The organism is Serratia sp. PL7 (assembly GCF_945957435.1).
On the sequence record NZ_CAMFLB010000024.1, the window covers coordinates 22761 to 38771 of the forward strand.

Sequence of the window (16011 nt, forward strand, 5' to 3'; positions counted from 1 at the left end):
GCCCTTTAAATTGCATTTAAAATACATGTTATAAAATCCCTTCGTTTAAAGAGGCACTACCATGGATTACCGCAATCAATCCCTTGGCGCGCTCGCTATCGCCATTCCCCGGGCATCCCGCCTGTTTCGCCAGCATCAGCTGGATTTCTGTTGCGGAGGCCGGCAATCGCTGGCACGCGCCGCCGAGCGCAAAGGGCTGGATATCGACACACTGGAAAACGAACTGGCCGCCCTGGCCGCCACACCGGAGCAGAGTCGGGACTGGCGCACGGCGCCGCTCGGTGAAGTAATTGATTACATTCTGCCGCGCTTTCATCAGCGGCACCGCGAGCAGCTGGCCGAACTGGTGCTGATGGCGGAAAAAGTCGAACGTGTGCACGGTGACAAACCCACCTGCCCGCGCGGACTGGCGAAGCAGCTGAACCTGATCCGCCTGGATCTGGAGAATCACATGATGAAAGAGGAACAGATCCTGTTCCCGCTGATCAAACAAGGCATGGGGCCGCAGGCCGCCGGACCGATCTCAGTGATGGAACATGAGCATGACGAGGCGGGTGAACAACTGGAGGTGGTGAAGTTCCTCACCGATAACGTGACGCCACCGGAGGGCGCCTGCACCACCTGGCGGGCGCTGTACAACGGCCTCGACGAGTTCATCGGCGATCTGATGGAGCACATCAGCCTGGAAAACAATCTGCTGTTCCCGCGCGCGCTGAGCGGCGCATAAAACAAGGGCGCCATAAAGGCGCCCAGAGCAATCTTCGGTAGGATTACAGGATTTCCAGCAGCTCGACGTCGAACACCAGCGCGCTGAACGGCGGGATGGACGCGCCTGCGCCACGTTCGCCGTAGGCCAGGTTGTGCGGGATATACAGCTGCCATTTGGAACCGACCGGCATCAGGGTCAGCGCTTCAATCCAGCCTGGGATCACGCCGCTGACCGGGAATTCTGCCGGCTGGCCGCGCTCGACCGAGCTGTCGAACACGTCGCCGTTGATCAGACGACCGGTGTAGTGCACACGCACGCGATCCTGACGGGACGGGATCGGGCCGTTGCCCTGCTCCAGTACGGAGAACTGCAGGCCGGACTCGGTCAGCGTCACGTCGTCGCGCTTGGCGTTGTCGTCCAGGAATTTCTGGCCTTCAACGGCCATCGCCTGCTGGCGCTCGCGGCGCACCGCATCCGCACGCTCGTGGATTTCACGCAGCGCACGGTGCACCACGTCTACCGGAACCGCCGGGGCATTCCCTTCCAGCGCGTCGCGCAGACCCGCCAGCAAAGCTTCCGGTTGCAAACCTTCCAGCCCGGACTCTTGCAGCTGCTGGCCGACCTGTAAACCAATCCCGTAACTTGCTTGCGCTTCAACGCTGTCAAAAGAAGGGGTTGTCATGGGGTTTTCCTTAAGTCTGTAAAAAGTCGAAAGCGCAGCATAACAGCGCGTCAATGCCGGGTAAAATCTTGTGTGGAGAATGATGACTTTTGTCGTAGAAAAAGAAACAATAACCTTCTGTTAACGCCCGCAGCCGCAAACCCCGGCCCTGCCGCTCAGCCGCCTTTCACTTCAATCAGTTAGCGGACTATACTGAAAGCAGGATATCGGGCAGGCAACGCGCTTGCCGCGCCGCGCTCATTATTACGCCGTCGAAGAGAGGTCACCATGGGCAGAATCGCGCCCAGGAGAAGGAAAACCACCCGCATCTACCAGCCGCTGCTGCGCACCTGGCTGAACGTCAGCCAGCGCCTGAAACCGGGCGCCGCACCCACGTCTGAAGGCGCGGAACCGCCATCGGAGCCACCGTCGGCCAACGATAAAATGCAGCAGCTCAAAGCGCTGCTGGCCAAAGTCTGGCATCTGCCGGACCGTTTCCATTGGATGGAGCCGCTGCCCTACTTTCACCGCCGCTGGGTGCTGATCTTTGGCATCATTCTGCTGTTGGCGTTGCTGTGGCCCTATTCGCCCGAAAGACAGCCGTTCCCGGTCTCCCACCAAGAAACCAGCGTGCCACTGCAGGCCGATCTGCAAAACGACGGCGGTACCACTTCAGCCAACGAACCGACGCCGGCGGGCAACTGGCAGCGTTACCAAATCCAGCCAGGCCAGACCCTGGCCCAGCTGTTTCGCGATAACAATCTGCCGGTAAATGAAGTGTTTGCCATGGCGCAGGTGGAAGGCGGCGACAAGCCGCTGAGCAACATGAAAGCCGGCCAGGAAGTGCGCATCGAACGCGACGCTAACGGCGTGATTAACGCGCTGTCAGTCACCACCGTGGACAACAGCCAGGCGCTGTTCCGCCGCCAGGCCGACGGCAGCTACCGCCGGGAACGCTAATCCCTACAGCTGCGCCAGCAAAAACTCGCGCAGCACCACGCCCTGGTTGTGCTCGGTGTCCTTGCTGCCATACAGCAGCGTCAGCGTTTTCCCCTGCCGTAAGAGCGCCACCAGCGGCTGCCAGGCGTCGTTGGTAGCCAGCTGTTGGCGGTAACGCTCTTCGAAGACTGTCCACTGGTCGGTATGCTGATGGAACCACTTGCGCAGTTCGTCATCCGGCGCCACCTGTTTCAGCCACTGCACGCCCGTCAGCCGCTCCTTGCTGATACCGCGCGGCCATAGCCGGTCTATCAGATAACAGTGTTCCGGCGCCGGCGCGCTGAAGTCATAAACCCGCTGCAGCATAATCTTTGCCATCGCTCGCTCTCCTTTTCATCCCGTCTTCAAGCGTAGCGCGTTTTGCCGGGCGCAGAAAAGCAAAACGCCAGCGCGAGGCTGGCGTTTTAACCGGGTTAACAGCAGCGTAAATTACGCTTCTGCAACCACAACTACATTCAGCTGTGCGAACACGTCACTGTGTACCTGGAAGTGCACTTCGTGCTCACCAGTGGTACGCAGAACGCCGTTCGGCAGACGAACTTCGCTCTTGGCAACTTCAACGCCTGCCGCAGTCACTGCGTCAGCGATGTCGCGGGTGCCGATAGAGCCGAACAGTTTACCTTCGTCGCCAGATTTGGAAGCGATGGTCACTGAACCCAGTTCGTTGATCTTGGTTGCGCGAGCTTCAGCAGCAGCCAGAACGTCAGCCAGTTTGGCTTCCAGTTCAGCACGGCGTGCTTCGAAGAACTCAACGTTTTTCTTGGTAGCAGGAACAGCTTTGCCCTGTGGTACCAGGAAGTTACGAGCGTAGCCCGCTTTAACGTTAACTTGATCACCCAGGCTGCCCAGGTTTGCTACTTTATCAAGCAGAATAACTTGCATTACCTTATCCTCTCAAAGTCGTTAATGGACAGTGGCCGATTACTGATGACGATCAGTGTACGGCAACAAAGACAGGTAGCGCGCGCGCTTGATAGCACGGGCCAGCTGGCGCTGATATTTTGCACGAGTACCGGTGATACGGCTCGGGACAATTTTACCACTTTCAGTGATGTAGTTTTTCAGCGTAGCGATGTCTTTATAGTCAATCTCTTGAACGCCTTCCGCGGTGAAACGGCAGAACTTGCGACGACGGAAATAACGTGCCATTTGGCTAGTCTCCAGAATCTATCAATTCAATCTGCTCGGCATGCAGAACCAATTTGCTCAGCCCGTTGCGCCCTTGATGGCAGCTTACAAAGCCTTGCACGGTAATCTGACTGCCGACCGTTAATCTTTGAGTTAGTGCTTGTGACTGTTGTCCGCTGACAACCACGGGCATTCGGCACCATGCTTGTCTGCTGAATCCGGCTTCCATCTGCTGCGAACGGTGCTCTAGCACAAATTGGCAGTGCGGTATCCCGGAAGGACTCACTTTTCGAACCGGCGCCTTGCACACAGTGCCCGACAAGACCAGACGATTAGCCGTCACGACGGCAATTACTCTTCAGAATCCCCAGCATCTGCATCATCTGCGGTTTCGTTAGCGAAGTCTTCGCGGCGATCGCCACGACGTTCGTCTTTCGCTTTAACCATCGGAGATGCTTCAGTTACCGCGTGCTTAACGCGCATAACCATGCTACGGATAACGGCGTCGTTGAAGCGGAAGTTAGTTTCCAGCTCATCGATCGCTTCCTGCGGAGCTTCAACGTTCAGCAGAACGTAGTGGGCTTTGTGCAGTTTATTGATCGGGTAAGCCAGTTGACGGCGGCCCCAGTCTTCCAGACGGTGAATCTGACCTTGCGCGTTAGTGATGGTAGCACTGTAACGCTCGATCATGCCCGGAACCTGTTCGCTTTGGTCAGGATGGACCATAAAAACGATTTCGTAATGACGCATCGAATTGCTCCTTACGGATTATTCAGCCTCCTGTCAGGGTCAACCGCGGCCCATGGAAGCAAGGAACGTGTTTAGTGTGCGGCTGAAAAATGACGCGTAATCATACTGACGCAGGGCGGGAAACTCAAGGACTGCGTGGGTTTTATTCGCGTTAATGCGAGGCGCTATGGGAAATAGCACGATTTGCTCGTGGGTGAACCTATGTACGCCGATCCATGGGTTTCAAAAATCTTTCAATGAAATCAGCGCTGAGTCACAAATCTATTTCATTTTTTTTGAAAGAGGTCATCAAAACACCCCACTTTTTAATCCGCAGTAACGGACTAAAATTAACCATATCCGCCGCAGACAGCGCGACGAAAAAGATTTCAGGTTATTCAATGCAGATAAATGACTTTTTGCCGCAGCGACACTCGCTGTCAGGCCGTAACGGCAAAGGGTTAAGAGAGGCACTATGAAACGCATTATTCTCGCGACGGCGCTGGCCGCCCTGTTCTCCGCCAACGTGATGGCCGCGACGGAGATTAGCTCGCACCAGGCCGATCAACGCCAGAGCGTTGGCTTCGTCACCCTGAACCAGAACGTGGTTTCGCCGGATGACGCCAGCAGCCAGGTCAGTAAAATCGCCGATCAACGCGGCGCGACCTCTTATCGCATCATCGCCCTGCACGAACCGGGCGACAACAGCACGATGCACGTCAGCGCCGAGCTGTACCGCTAAAAAGACGCGCCACGCCAGGGAAATCCCCAGGGCTTCATCAGAAAGCCCGCTCAATCCTCGCCGGAGCGCCGCTTGTCGGGCGCTCCACTTTCTCACCTGTCACAGCTTGAGCAACGCCGGCGCGCTGAACGCTTTGCCCGGATTGTGCAATTGCAGCGCCATCCGCAGATAGTTTGTCCGCGTTTGCAGCAGCTCGGCGCTTTGCGTCAGCGTCACCCGCTGCTCGAAGGAGAGCGTACCGGCCGCCGCGGTGTGAGTGGCCGCCGCTTTCGGCGCGAAGGCAAACAGCGCCGTCAGGTTTTGCACCGTCTGCGCGGTGATGCGCGACAGCGGATCCGCCTTGTTTTGCCGCACCTTGCCGTCGGCTGCCCCCAACATCTCGCTGAAGGCCGCTGAGTTAAGATCGGCGCGCACTTTCATCGTTCCCACCAGCCCGCGCGCTGTCTCGGCCGTATTGCTGATACCCTTTATCATGCTCTCCGCTCCTTGCTGCCCTGAAAGAATTCACGCTGACATTCTCCTCCGCCATGCGTCAAACAATGACCGAAACAGCCCGCAGAGAGCGGCGCAATTCCACGCATCGCGCCCGGATGCGTATTACAGCTCGCGGAGGAAGAAATCGGTGGTAGCGGACAGCGCCAGCGGCGTGATGCGGTGCTTCACGCCCGGCTCGACGAGCGACGTCAAGCGGCCATCTGCGCCTTGCTGCCGCAGTTCAGCCGCCAAACGCAGGCTGTCCGCCGCCGGCACCACGTCGTCCGTCTCGCCGTGCCACAGCAGCAGCGGCCGCCCGGCGATCGTCTCCAAACGCCCTTCCAGCTCATACTCCGCCAACACGGCGGTGCGCGCCGCAAACGCCGCCGGCGAGAGTGCCTCGCCCTCTTCGCCCAACGGCGGATACAGCGTTTGCGCCAGCGCACGGTAATAGCCTGAGCCCATCAGGCTGGCGGCCACCCGGATCCACGGAAAGCGCGCGAAGGCGCCCAGCGCGGTCATGCCGCCCATTGAGGCGCCGGCGACGCCAATGCGGCCGTCGACGATCAGGCCAAGCCGCTCGAAATGCGCCTTGATCTGCGGCAGTTCGTCGATATTGCTGCGCAGGATCTCCCAGAATGACGCCAGGCGCTGCGCCTCATCGCCGTCGAATCGCTCGCCGTGCCGATCGGCATCCGGCAACACCGCCCGAAAACCGGCACGCGCCAGCGCATAGGCGAAGTAGGCGTACACCTCTTTCGACGAGGTATAACCATGACAGAAGAACACCGTCGGCAGCGGCCGATGATACTGCCCCGCCGGCACCGCATGGATCACCGCGATATCGCCCACTCGCTCGTCATGAATTTCGATCATCCGTTCATCCTCACTCCACCTGTTGGCCTTAATCATGACAAACTTGCGCGAAGCAGCGTTAGCTCAATCTGTTACAGCTTATATTGCGTTACACTGAAGCCATCGCACCGGCTCTTTCGAGGTCACCATGACGCTAGTCCGCACACTCATCGCCCTGACGCTGGCCGCACAGCTTTCCGCCTGCGGCATCATGACCACCACGCCGAAACCGCCACCGCCCCCCACCGCACAGGCGCAGGAGATCGTCCGCGCGCAGACCGCCGCACTGGCGAAAATGGGCACCATCACCGCCGTGGTGCGCGGCAGTCCGATGGACGTGGAAGCGGAGATCCAACGCAAGGCCACCGCCGCCGGCGCCCGTTATTACGTGATCATCATGAACAGCGAAACCGTCGTGCCGGGCCAATGGTATTCCCAGGCGATCCTGTATCGTTAAGGCGGGGATTTTTTAAGCAGATTTACACTGGCTTTGCACTGGCTGAAGAAGGGTGTTGCACACTGAGGGACAGCATGCCGCATGTTGCGGGTGTCGATTCAGGATCTGACGAAGGGGAACGCCATGAAACGCTCCACCGCACTCACCTCCCTCTTGCTTTCCATGGCATTGCTCAGCACCGGCGCACAGTCCGCCGAGCTGGCGCCCGCCGATCGCGTGACGCCGCTCAGTGAAATCGCCGAGATCACTTTCAACGATCTGCCCGGTTCGCCGCAGGAAGCGGAACTGGCCATTGCCCGCACCGCCGACCAACACGGCGCCAGCTATTACCGCATCCTGCGGATGGAAGAACAGGCGCACCCGCTTGGCTGGCGCGCCTCCGCCATCTTATACCTTTAATAGCTCATGCAAGCCGCATTCAACACGCCGCCGCTAACGGAGACGCCCCCCAGGAAAATCCCGGCGGCCAGGTGATTCGCTTCGATCTTTTCGCTGATGCGCGGCATGTAGATCTTCACGGCGGCGAACAGCAGCAGTTGCACCACCAGCGCCACCACGCCCCACAGCAGGTAATCCAGCAGGCTAATCGAGTTGATCGCCGCGCTGGCCAGCGGGATCACATACCCCAGGCAGGCGCCGATGAAAGCAAAGGCGGCGGATTGATTATCAGCCTTGATCAGCGCCCATTCATCGTGCGGGGTGATACGGGTATAGACGAACAGAAACACCAAAATCATGGCGAAGCCGCTGAAGAAGTAAGAGGCAAACGCCGCCAACGCGCTGAGAATATCCATGTGCATTTTCCTGTCAGAGTGAGGCTGAATTAAAAAGGTTTTCGCCGCCGGGCGCCACCCTTTTCCCTAACCGCCGATGGCGCGACTCAGCAGCAGTTCGCACACTTCGGCCGACAGCAGGCTCTCGCCACGGTGATCCAGCGTCATATGACACCAGGCGTCGGCGATCTGCGGGCTGGCGTGCTGCAGCAGCTGCGCGGCGCAGCACAGGTCGAACAGCTGCTGGGTCAGCAGCCGCCCCATCTCTTCACGCGGTTGCCGGGCACGCTGCTGCCACTGCCGCCAGGCGCGATCGAACAACCGATTCTGGCCGCGCACCGGCTGCAGCTCGAACTGCAACATCTCGAGCGCGCCCGGCAGTTTGTGCAGGCTGCGCAACACGTCCAGACACATGATGTTGCCAGAGCCCTCCCAGATGCTGTTCACCGGCATTTCACGGTACAGGCGCGGCAGTTCACTCTCCTCGCAGTAACCGATGCCGCCCAGCACCTCCATCGCCTCGGCGATGAACGGCATGCCCTGGCGGCAAATGCTGTATTTGGCCACCGGCGTCAGCAGACGGCTGTAGATCAGTTCGCCTTCATTGCTGCGGCTTTCCCAGGCGCGAGCCAGCCGGAACAGCAACGCGGTATGCCCTTCCAGCCGCAGCGCCATGCGCGCCAAGACCTGGCGCATCAGCGGTTGTTCTATCAACAGCTTGCCGAACGCCTGCCGCTGCAGCGCATGATACAGCGCCACCGACAGCCCGCGGCGCATCAGGCCGTGGCTGCCCAACGAACAGTCGAAACGGGTCAGGCCGCCCATCTTCAGGATATGCCGCACGCCGTCGCCCTCATCGCCCAGCAGCCAGGCCGTGGCATCCTGAAACTCCACCTCGCTGCTGGCGTTGGAGCGGTTGCCCAGCTTGTCTTTCAACCGCTCAAGGCGAATGGCGTTGCGGCTGCCGTCCGGCAAAATGCGCGGCAGGAAGAAGCAGGACAGCCCGCCTTCGGCCTGCGCCAGCACCAGGTGCGCATCGCTCTGCGGCACCGAGAAGAACCACTTGTGCCCCACCAGCCGGTAAGCTTCGCCCGGCCCGCGCGCGCCGAGCGGCGTGGCGGTGGTGGTATTGCTCAAGACATCGGAGCCGCCCTGTTTCTCCGTCATGCCCATGCCGATCAGCAGGCCGCGCTTTTGCCCGCCCGGCAGCAGGTGAGCGTCATAACGGTCCGACAGCAGCGGCGTCAGCCAGGAGCGAAACTCGGCCGGTAAAGCCTGCAGCAACAGCGGCGTGGCGCCGAAGGTCATGGTCACCGGGCACAGCGTGCCGGCCTCGACCTGCGCATGCAGCATAAAGCGCGCGGCGCGCGCCACGAAGGAACCGATGCGCGCATCCTCCTGCCAGGGCAGGTTGTGCACCCGATTGGCGATCAGGCCCTGCATCAGAATATGCCAGGCGGGGTGAAAGCGAACGTCGTCCAGCCGCTGGCCAGTGGCGTCGTAGCGCAACAGTTCCGGCGGGTTGGCGTTAGCCAGCCGCCCCAGCTCCAGCGACTCCTGGGTACCGAGCTGCTGGCCCAGCGAGGCCAATACCTCGGCGTCCCAACCGCCTTGTTCACGCTGCAACGCTTCGTGCAGCGGCGTATCGGAGAGAAACAGGTTGCTGTTGCCCAGCGGCTTGGGTTGGTTAAAAACGGTGTGCGTAGTCCAGACCATGAGAGTGCTCCCTGAAAAAAGCGTCAGGAATAAGTATGGTCGGCGCAGAGATTTCTGCCGCAGGCGGGATCACAAGAGGGGGAATTAACGGGGGCACGGGGCCCCCGTCAGAAGAATCAGCCGCGCTGACGCACCGCTTCGAACAGGCAGATGCCGGTGGCGACCGACACGTTCAGCGAAGAGACGGTGCCGGCCATCGGGATGCTGATCAGCTCGTCGCAGTGTTCGCGAGTCAGGCGACGCATGCCTTCGCCTTCCGCGCCCATCACCAGCGCCATCGGGCCGGTCATTTTGCTCTGATACAGCGTATGGTCGGCTTCGCCGGCGGTGCCCACCACCCAGACATTCATCTCTTGCAGCAGACGCAGCGTACGTGCCAGGTTGGTCACGCGGATCAACGGCACGTTTTCGGCGGCACCACAGGCCACTTTCTTGGCGGTGGCGTTCAGCTGGGCGGAACGGTCGCGCGGCACGATCACCGCGTGCACGCCGGCTGCGTCGGCGCTGCGCAGGCAGGCACCGAGGTTATGCGGGTCGGTCACGCCGTCCAGCACCAGCAGGAACGGGGTCGCCACGCTTTCCAGCAGGCCCGGCAGATCGTTCTCCTGATACTGACGCCCTTCGCGCACCCGGGCGATGATCCCCTGGTGCACCGCGCCTTCAACCTTGTCATCCAGCCATTGGCGGTTCGCCACCTGGATCACGATGCCGGTCGCTTCCAGCTCGGCGATCAGCGGTTGCAGACGGCGATCTTCGCGGCCTTTCAGGATAAACACTTCCAGGAAGCGTTGCGGATCGCGCTCTAACAGGGCTTTGACGGCGTGGATGCCGTAAATAATTTCGCTCATGATGCTCTTTTAAATTCGTGCGGCCGGCGATAACCGGCCGATGATAACGATGTGCGGCAGGTTAAGCCTGCTCGGCACCTTTCTTCTTGGCTGCGCGTTTGGCTTTGGTCGCCGCCGCGATTTTCCGCGTTTTGTCGGACGCTTTCTTGGCTTTCTTTTTCGCCTTCTTCACGTTGTCCGCAGGCTTGGTGTCATCCTGCTTGCGGAAGGCGCTGTCCGGTTCGAAGTTGGCCGGCGGTTTGCCGCCGCGGCGCTTGCCGCGCCCCGCGTTGCCGCTGTCGCGCAGCGTGCGCTGGCCGCCCTTCTTGGCGCGATCGCGCTCGGTTTTGCCTTCACCGCGCGCTTTGCGGGTGCTGGATACCAGCGCGAAGTCGATCTTGCGCTCGTCCATATGCACCGCATCCACGCGGATCTCCACCGTATCCCCCAGGCGATAGACCGTGCCGGAAGACTCGCCGATCAGGCGCTGGCCGATATTATCGTAGCGATAGTAATCATTATCCAGCGTTGATACGTGCACCAGCCCGTCGATAAACAGATCGTTCAGGCGCACGAAGAAGCCGAAGCCGGTCACGCTGGAGATGATGCCGCTGAACACTTCACCGACGTGATCCTGCATGAAGTCGCACTTCAGCCAGTCGGCGACGTTGCGCGTCGCTTCGTCCGCGCGGCGCTCGGTCATCGAACAGTGCTCGCCCAGCTGCAGCATCTCTTCGAATTCGCTGTGCCAGCCGCCGGTCGGCGTCCAGCGCTCTTTCGGCTCGCCGTGTTCTTTGGCCAGCTGATATTTGATCGCGCGGTGCAGCGCCAGATCCGGATAACGACGGATAGGCGAGGTGAAGTGGCCGTAAGACGCCAACGCCAGGCCGAAGTGGCCGCGGTTTTCCGGATCGTAAATCGCCTGCTTCATCGAGCGCAGCAACATGGTTTGCAGCATTTCGTGGTCAGGGCGCTCGGACACTTCATCCATCAGCACCGCATAGTCCTTCGGCTGCGGCTTGTTGCCGCCGCCCAACGTCAGCCCCAGCTCGCTCAGCACGCTGCGCAGCGCGGAGATGTGGTCGTCGCTCGGACGATCGTGCACGCGGTACAGCGCCGGCTCGTTGCGTTTCTCGACAAAGCGCGCGGCCGCCACGTTGGCCATGATCATGCACTCTTCGATCAGCTTGTGGGCGTCGTTGCGCACCGTCGGCTCCACGCGCTCGATGCGGCGTTCGGCGTTGAAGATGAATTTGGCTTCTTCGGTTTCAAACGCGATGCCGCCGCGCTCGGCGCGCGCCTTATCCAGCACCTTATACATCGCGTGCAGCTCTTCCAGGTGCTTGACCAGCGGGTGGTAATGCTCGCGCAGCTCCTGATCGCCCTGCAGAATGTGCCACACCTTGTTGTAGGTCAGGCGGGCGTGCGAGCTCATCACCGCCTCGTAGAATTTGGCCGTGGACAGGCGCCCCTGGGCAGAGATGGTCATCTCGCATACCATGCACAGGCGATCGACCTGTGGGTTCAGGGAGCACAGTCCGTTGGACAGCACTTCCGGCAGCATCGGGATCACCTGCGACGGGAAGTAGACCGAGTTGCCACGGCTGCGCGCTTCGTCATCCAGCGCAGTGCGTGGACGCACATAGTAGCTGACGTCGGCGATCGCGACCCACAGACGCCAGCCGCCGCCGCGTTTTTTCTCGCAGTACACGGCGTCGTCGAAGTCGCGCGCATCTTCACCGTCGATGGTGACCAACGGCAGTTTGCGCAGATCGACGCGGCCCTTCTTGGCCGCTTCCGGCACCTGCTCGCTGAGATCGGCCACCTGCTTTTCCACCTGCGGCGGCCAGGTATGCGGGATCTCATGGGTGCGCAGCGCGATGTCCACCGCCATGCTGGTGCCCATTTTGTCGCCGAGGATCTCGACGATCTTGCCGACCGCCTTGGTACGGCGGGTCGGGCGCTGAGTCAGCTCCACCACCACCATAAAGCCCATGCGCGCGCCGCTGACGCTGTCGGCTGGGATCAGAATATCGAAGCTCAGACGGCTGTCGTCCGGCACCACGAAGCCGGTACCGGCGTCCATGAAGAAGCGGCCGACAATCTGGCTGGTTTTCGGCACCAGCACGCGCACGATGCGCGCTTCGCGGCGCCCTTTACGGTCCGCACCCAGCGCCTGCGCCAGCACCACATCACCGTGGATCGCCATTTTCATCTGTTCGGCAGACAGGTACAGATCGTCTTTGCTGCCTTCAACGCGCAGGAAGCCGTAGCCGTCGCGGTGGCCGATCACCGTGCCGCGCAGCAGATCCAAACGCTCCGGCAGCGCATAGCACTGGCGGCGGGTAAACACTAACTGGCCATCGCGCTCCATGGCGCGCAGGCGGCGACGCAGCGCTTCCAGCTGCTCTTCACCGCTGAGGCCCAATTCGTTGCCCAGTTCTTCGCGACTGGCCGGCGTTTCTCGTTTCGCCAAATGGGCCAGGATAAATTCACGGCTGGGGATAGGGGATTCGTATTTTTCTGCTTCTCGTTCCAGGAATGGATCTTGTGACATTGCGGTTCCTCCGTTGTCATCAGCAGGATGACGTTGAGCCTTGTCTTCTCAACGTCGTTTTATTCGACAAGCAATAGCTTGTAGAGCGGCGGATTGTCTTCGACCATGTCGGCCAACGTATGCTTATCCAGCTCTTCAAGGAAATTCTGTACGCCCTGTTGGAGCACCTGCTTCAATCGGCAGGCAGGGGTGATGTGGCAAAAATCACTGCTGCAGTTAACCAGCGCAAGCGGCTCCAGCGCCCGCACGACGTCACCGAGGCGAATGCTCTCGGCCGGTTTACCCAAACGAATGCCGCCATGCTTGCCGCGCACCGCCGTGACAAAACCGACCCGGCTCAACTGATTGATGATCTTCACCATATGGTTGCGGGACACGCCATAAACCTCAGTCACTTCCGAGATGTTGGTCATCTTGTCCTGCGGCAACGAGGCCATGTAGATCAACGCCCGCAGGCCATAATCAGTAAAACTTGTTAACTGCACATCTTACCTCTGGGTATCACTTTACCCGTCTGATACGCCGCTTTTCGGCGCTATTCAAAAGATTACTCATTGGATAATAAACCAGCCGGAGAGTTCGTCGCTAATTATTTAGCGGATCCCGCGCCCTAAGGCGAGTTTATGAAAGGATTTTTTGACGTGAAACCGCAATCGGAGGGAGTCAGGATAAAAACAAACCGGGACGCGCCCGGTTTGTTTAATGCCGCAAAGCCTGATTATGCGTCGAACGGGTCGCGCAGGATCATGGTTTCGCTGCGGTCCGGGCCAGTAGAGATGATGTCTACCGGTACGCCGGTCACTTCTTCGATGCGCTTGATATAGTTCAGCGCAGCCTGAGGCAGCTTGCTGTGCTCTTTCACGCCAAAGGTCGTTTCGCTCCAGCCCGGCATGATTTCGTAGATAGGCTCGATGCCTTCCCAACCTTCAGCCGCCAGCGGAGTGGTGTCCACTTCGCGGCCGTCCGGCATGCGGTAGCCCACGCAGATCTTCACTTCTTTCAGGCCGTCCAGGACGTCCAGTTTGGTCAGGCAGAAGCCGGACAGGGAGTTAATCTGCACCGCGCGACGCACCGCTACCGCGTCCAACCAGCCGGTACGACGACGACGGCCGGTGGTGGCGCCGAACTCGTTACCCTGCTTGCACAGGTACTCACCGGTTTCATCGAACAGTTCGGTTGGGAACGGGCCTGCACCCACGCGAGTGGAGTAGGCTTTCACGATGCCCAGCACGTAGTCCACATAACGCGGGCCAATGCCGGAACCGGTAGCCACGCCGCCGGCGGTGGTGTTGGAAGAGGTCACGTACGGATAAGTACCGTGGTCGATATCCAGCAGGGTGCCCTGAGCGCCTTCGAACATGATCAGGTCGCCACGCTTGCGCGCGCCGTCCAGCAGTTCGGAAACGTCAACCACCATGGCGGTCAGGATGTCGGCGATAGACAGTACGTAGTCCAGCGTCGCCTGATAATCGACGGCTTCAACTTTGTAGTAGTTGACCAGCTGGAAGTTGTGGTAATCGACGATCTCTTTCAGCTTAACGGCGAAGGTTTCTTTATTGAACAGGTCGCTGACGCGCAGGCCGCGACGAGCCACTTTATCTTCGTAAGCCGGGCCAATGCCGCGACCGGTGGTGCCGATCGCTTTCGCGCCGCGTGCTTTCTCACGCGCGTTGTCCAACGCAACGTGGTAAGGCAGGATCAGTGGGCAAGCTTCAGAGAGTAACAGACGTTCGCGTACCGGGATGCCACGCGCTTCGAGTTCACCCATTTCTTTCATCAACGCGTCCGGCGCCAGAACAACACCGTTGCCGATGATGCTGGTGACGTTTTCACGCAGAATACCTGAAGGAATTAAATGAAGGACGGTTTTTTCACCGTTGATTACCAGAGTGTGGCCAGCGTTATGGCCACCTTGGTAGCGCACAACATATTGAGCCCGTTCAGTCAGCAGGTCTACAACCTTGCCTTTACCTTCGTCACCCCATTGGGTGCCCAGTACGACGACGTTCTTACCCATTTTTCAAAATCACCGATTGCTTAAAAATGGATTCTACCACCGTAATTTTCGATTTTCAGCACTTTTAGCATACGATTGCATAAATTTTGGGCTAGACTTTAAAGACCCGTGCGGCCGCTCAACATGTAGTAGATCACGCAGCCCGCAACCACTATTCCACCGCCAAATCGCCGCAGCGTCGCGTCCGGCAGCTGCGACATCGCCACAATCATTTTGCGCCAGGCCTGCGGAAACAGCATCGGCCCTAATCCTTCTAGTACCAGAACCAGCCCGAGCGCCAGCCAAATCGTTGAGTTCATGCATCCCCCAAAAACGAGAAAGGGCCCGCGTAAACGGGCCCTCGGTCAGATTGCCTGCCGCTTATTTGCGCAGGGTATCAGGCGACTTCATGTAGCGGAAGAAATCGCTGTCCGGGCTCAGTACCAGCACGTCCTGGTTGTCCTTGAAGCTGGCTTCATAGGCACGCAGGCTGCGGATAAAGGCATAGAAGTCCGGATCCTGGCTGAACGCGTTGGCGAACAGTTTAGCCGCTTCGGCATCGCCTTCACCGCGGGTGATACGCGCCTGACGCTCGGCTTCCGCCAGGGTACGAGTCACTTCGTAGTCCGCGCTGGCGCGCAGCTTCTCGGCTTCTTCCTGGCCCTGCGAGCGCAGACGACGGGCTACCGCTTCACGCTCGGCGCGCATACGCTGGTAGATGGCGTCGGACACTTCGGCCGGCAGGTTGATCTGCTTGATACGTACGTCGATCACCTCGATGCCCAACGCCGCCATGCTGTTCGGGTTAACCTGCGGCTGTTTGCCGGTGGTTTCCCGTTCAACGCGCGCCGCCGCAGAGGCGATAGCGTCATCGGCTTCGGTGGTCGCCACTTCTTCGCCGTCACCCACGGTGCCGGTGTTCAGCGCGTCACGCACGTCAGACATCAGCTTGCCGCGCGAGTCGGTCACGATGTCTTTCACGTCCAGACGGCCGATTTCGGAACGCAGACGGTCGCTGAACTTGCGTTTCAGCAGCACTTCGGCCTGGGAGACGTCGCCGCCGCCGGTCGCCAGATAGTAGCGGCTGAAGTCGCTGATGCGCCACTTCAGATAGGAATCGACGATCAGGTCTTTCTTCTCGCTGGTCACGAAGCGATCGGCCTGGTTGTCCATGGTCTGAATACGCGCATCCAGGTTCTTCACGGTCTCAATGAACGGGATCTTGAGGTGCAGACCCGGCGCATACACCAGCGGCTTGTTTTCGCCGTCGCGCAGAACCTTGCCGAAGCGCAGCACGATGCCGCGCTGGCCTTCCTGCACCACGAACAGCGAAGCGTACAGCACCACCAGCACCGCGAGGACAATAACTACAAAAGACTTACGCATTG

At 59.8% G+C, this 16011-nt stretch carries 21 protein-coding genes; 5 read left to right on the top strand and 16 right to left on the bottom strand.

Annotated features, from left to right (window positions below; translation table 11 throughout):
* Window positions 1-61: 61 nt before the first annotated feature.
* A complete protein-coding gene (ytfE, locus tag N6G83_RS43900; protein ID WP_025305034.1) occupies window positions 62-727 on the top strand; it encodes an iron-sulfur cluster repair protein YtfE in 666 nt (221 codons plus the stop codon).
* A gap of 43 nt (window positions 728-770) precedes the next feature.
* Here ytfE and fklB read toward each other — a convergent pair whose 3' ends face one another.
* Entirely contained in the window at window positions 771-1391 is a 621-nt protein-coding gene (fklB, locus tag N6G83_RS43905; RefSeq protein ID WP_004933618.1) for an FKBP-type peptidyl-prolyl cis-trans isomerase, read from the bottom strand.
* Between the two features lie 267 nt (window positions 1392-1658).
* On the opposite strand from fklB, the gene N6G83_RS43910 reads away from it, so the two are divergent.
* The gene (locus tag N6G83_RS43910) at window positions 1659-2330 is read left to right on the top strand and encodes an OapA family protein (protein WP_049208601.1); all 672 of its coding nucleotides are present in this window, start codon (window positions 1659-1661) and stop codon (window positions 2328-2330) included.
* 3 nt (window positions 2331-2333) lie between these two features.
* On the opposite strand, the gene N6G83_RS43915 is transcribed toward N6G83_RS43910, so the two are convergent.
* The 5 genes from N6G83_RS43915 to rpsF form a co-directional block, all read right to left on the bottom strand.
* Window positions 2334-2687, bottom strand: a complete 354-nt coding sequence (locus N6G83_RS43915; protein ID WP_025305032.1) for a DUF488 domain-containing protein — start codon at window positions 2685-2687, stop codon at window positions 2334-2336.
* Window positions 2688-2798: 111 nt separating this feature from the next.
* A complete protein-coding gene (gene rplI / locus N6G83_RS43920; RefSeq protein WP_004933629.1) occupies window positions 2799-3251 on the bottom strand; it encodes a 50S ribosomal protein L9 in 453 nt (150 codons plus the stop codon).
* Between the two features lie 39 nt (window positions 3252-3290).
* Entirely contained in the window at window positions 3291-3518 is a 228-nt protein-coding gene (rpsR, locus tag N6G83_RS43925; RefSeq protein WP_000135199.1) for a 30S ribosomal protein S18, read from the bottom strand.
* A gap of 4 nt (window positions 3519-3522) precedes the next feature.
* Complete coding sequence (gene priB / locus N6G83_RS43930; RefSeq protein WP_049233092.1) at window positions 3523-3840, bottom strand: primosomal replication protein N; 318 nt, start codon at window positions 3838-3840, stop codon at window positions 3523-3525.
* An 8-nt stretch (window positions 3841-3848) separates the two neighbouring features.
* Window positions 3849-4247 (bottom strand): 30S ribosomal protein S6, encoded by a 399-nt coding sequence (gene rpsF / locus N6G83_RS43935; RefSeq protein ID WP_004933634.1) that lies wholly within the window; start codon window positions 4245-4247, stop codon window positions 3849-3851.
* Window positions 4248-4701: 454 nt separating this feature from the next.
* On the opposite strand from rpsF, the gene N6G83_RS43940 reads away from it, so the two are divergent.
* Window positions 4702-4968, top strand: coding sequence for a DUF1471 domain-containing protein (locus tag N6G83_RS43940; RefSeq protein WP_043139300.1), 267 nt, complete (start codon window positions 4702-4704; stop codon window positions 4966-4968).
* A 99-nt stretch (window positions 4969-5067) separates the two neighbouring features.
* Here N6G83_RS43940 and N6G83_RS43945 read toward each other — a convergent pair whose 3' ends face one another.
* Both N6G83_RS43945 and yjfP read right to left on the bottom strand, forming a co-directional pair.
* On the bottom strand, window positions 5068-5442 hold the full coding sequence (locus tag N6G83_RS43945; RefSeq protein ID WP_025305030.1) for a hypothetical protein: 375 nt from the start codon (window positions 5440-5442) through the stop codon (window positions 5068-5070).
* A gap of 123 nt (window positions 5443-5565) precedes the next feature.
* Window positions 5566-6318, bottom strand: coding sequence for an esterase (yjfP, locus tag N6G83_RS43950; protein ID WP_141997085.1), 753 nt, complete (start codon window positions 6316-6318; stop codon window positions 5566-5568).
* Between the two features lie 127 nt (window positions 6319-6445).
* Between yjfP and bsmA the strand changes: the two genes are divergently transcribed.
* Both bsmA and N6G83_RS43960 read left to right on the top strand, forming a co-directional pair.
* Entirely contained in the window at window positions 6446-6754 is a 309-nt protein-coding gene (bsmA, locus tag N6G83_RS43955) for a biofilm peroxide resistance protein BsmA (protein WP_025305028.1), read from the top strand.
* Between the two features lie 123 nt (window positions 6755-6877).
* Complete coding sequence (locus N6G83_RS43960) at window positions 6878-7153, top strand: DUF1471 domain-containing protein (RefSeq protein WP_260516184.1); 276 nt, start codon at window positions 6878-6880, stop codon at window positions 7151-7153.
* On the opposite strand, the gene N6G83_RS43965 is transcribed toward N6G83_RS43960, so the two are convergent.
* The 8 genes from N6G83_RS43965 to hflC all read right to left on the bottom strand — a co-directional run bounded on the left by N6G83_RS43965 (window position 7150) and on the right by hflC (window position 16009).
* Complete coding sequence (locus N6G83_RS43965; protein ID WP_016929354.1) at window positions 7150-7548, bottom strand: DUF350 domain-containing protein; 399 nt, start codon at window positions 7546-7548, stop codon at window positions 7150-7152. The genes N6G83_RS43960 and N6G83_RS43965 overlap by 4 nt on opposite strands.
* Window positions 7549-7614: 66 nt before the next feature.
* Entirely contained in the window at window positions 7615-9243 is a 1629-nt protein-coding gene (locus tag N6G83_RS43970) for an isovaleryl-CoA dehydrogenase (protein ID WP_260516185.1), read from the bottom strand.
* A 116-nt stretch (window positions 9244-9359) separates the two neighbouring features.
* The gene (gene rlmB / locus N6G83_RS43975) at window positions 9360-10091 is read right to left on the bottom strand and encodes a 23S rRNA (guanosine(2251)-2'-O)-methyltransferase RlmB (RefSeq protein ID WP_025305025.1); all 732 of its coding nucleotides are present in this window, start codon (window positions 10089-10091) and stop codon (window positions 9360-9362) included.
* 61 nt (window positions 10092-10152) lie between these two features.
* On the bottom strand, window positions 10153-12627 hold the full coding sequence (gene rnr / locus N6G83_RS43980; RefSeq protein ID WP_260516186.1) for a ribonuclease R: 2475 nt from the start codon (window positions 12625-12627) through the stop codon (window positions 10153-10155).
* Window positions 12628-12686: 59 nt separating this feature from the next.
* Window positions 12687-13112, bottom strand: a complete 426-nt coding sequence (nsrR, locus tag N6G83_RS43985) for a nitric oxide-sensing transcriptional repressor NsrR (protein ID WP_025305023.1) — start codon at window positions 13110-13112, stop codon at window positions 12687-12689.
* A 233-nt stretch (window positions 13113-13345) separates the two neighbouring features.
* Complete coding sequence (locus tag N6G83_RS43990; protein ID WP_025305022.1) at window positions 13346-14644, bottom strand: adenylosuccinate synthase; 1299 nt, start codon at window positions 14642-14644, stop codon at window positions 13346-13348.
* Window positions 14645-14742: 98 nt separating this feature from the next.
* The gene (locus N6G83_RS43995) at window positions 14743-14943 is read right to left on the bottom strand and encodes a DUF2065 domain-containing protein (protein WP_004933666.1); all 201 of its coding nucleotides are present in this window, start codon (window positions 14941-14943) and stop codon (window positions 14743-14745) included.
* 61 nt (window positions 14944-15004) lie between these two features.
* Complete coding sequence (gene hflC, locus N6G83_RS44000) at window positions 15005-16009, bottom strand: protease modulator HflC (RefSeq protein ID WP_004933669.1); 1005 nt, start codon at window positions 16007-16009, stop codon at window positions 15005-15007.
* Between the last annotated feature and the right edge of the window lie 2 nt (window positions 16010-16011).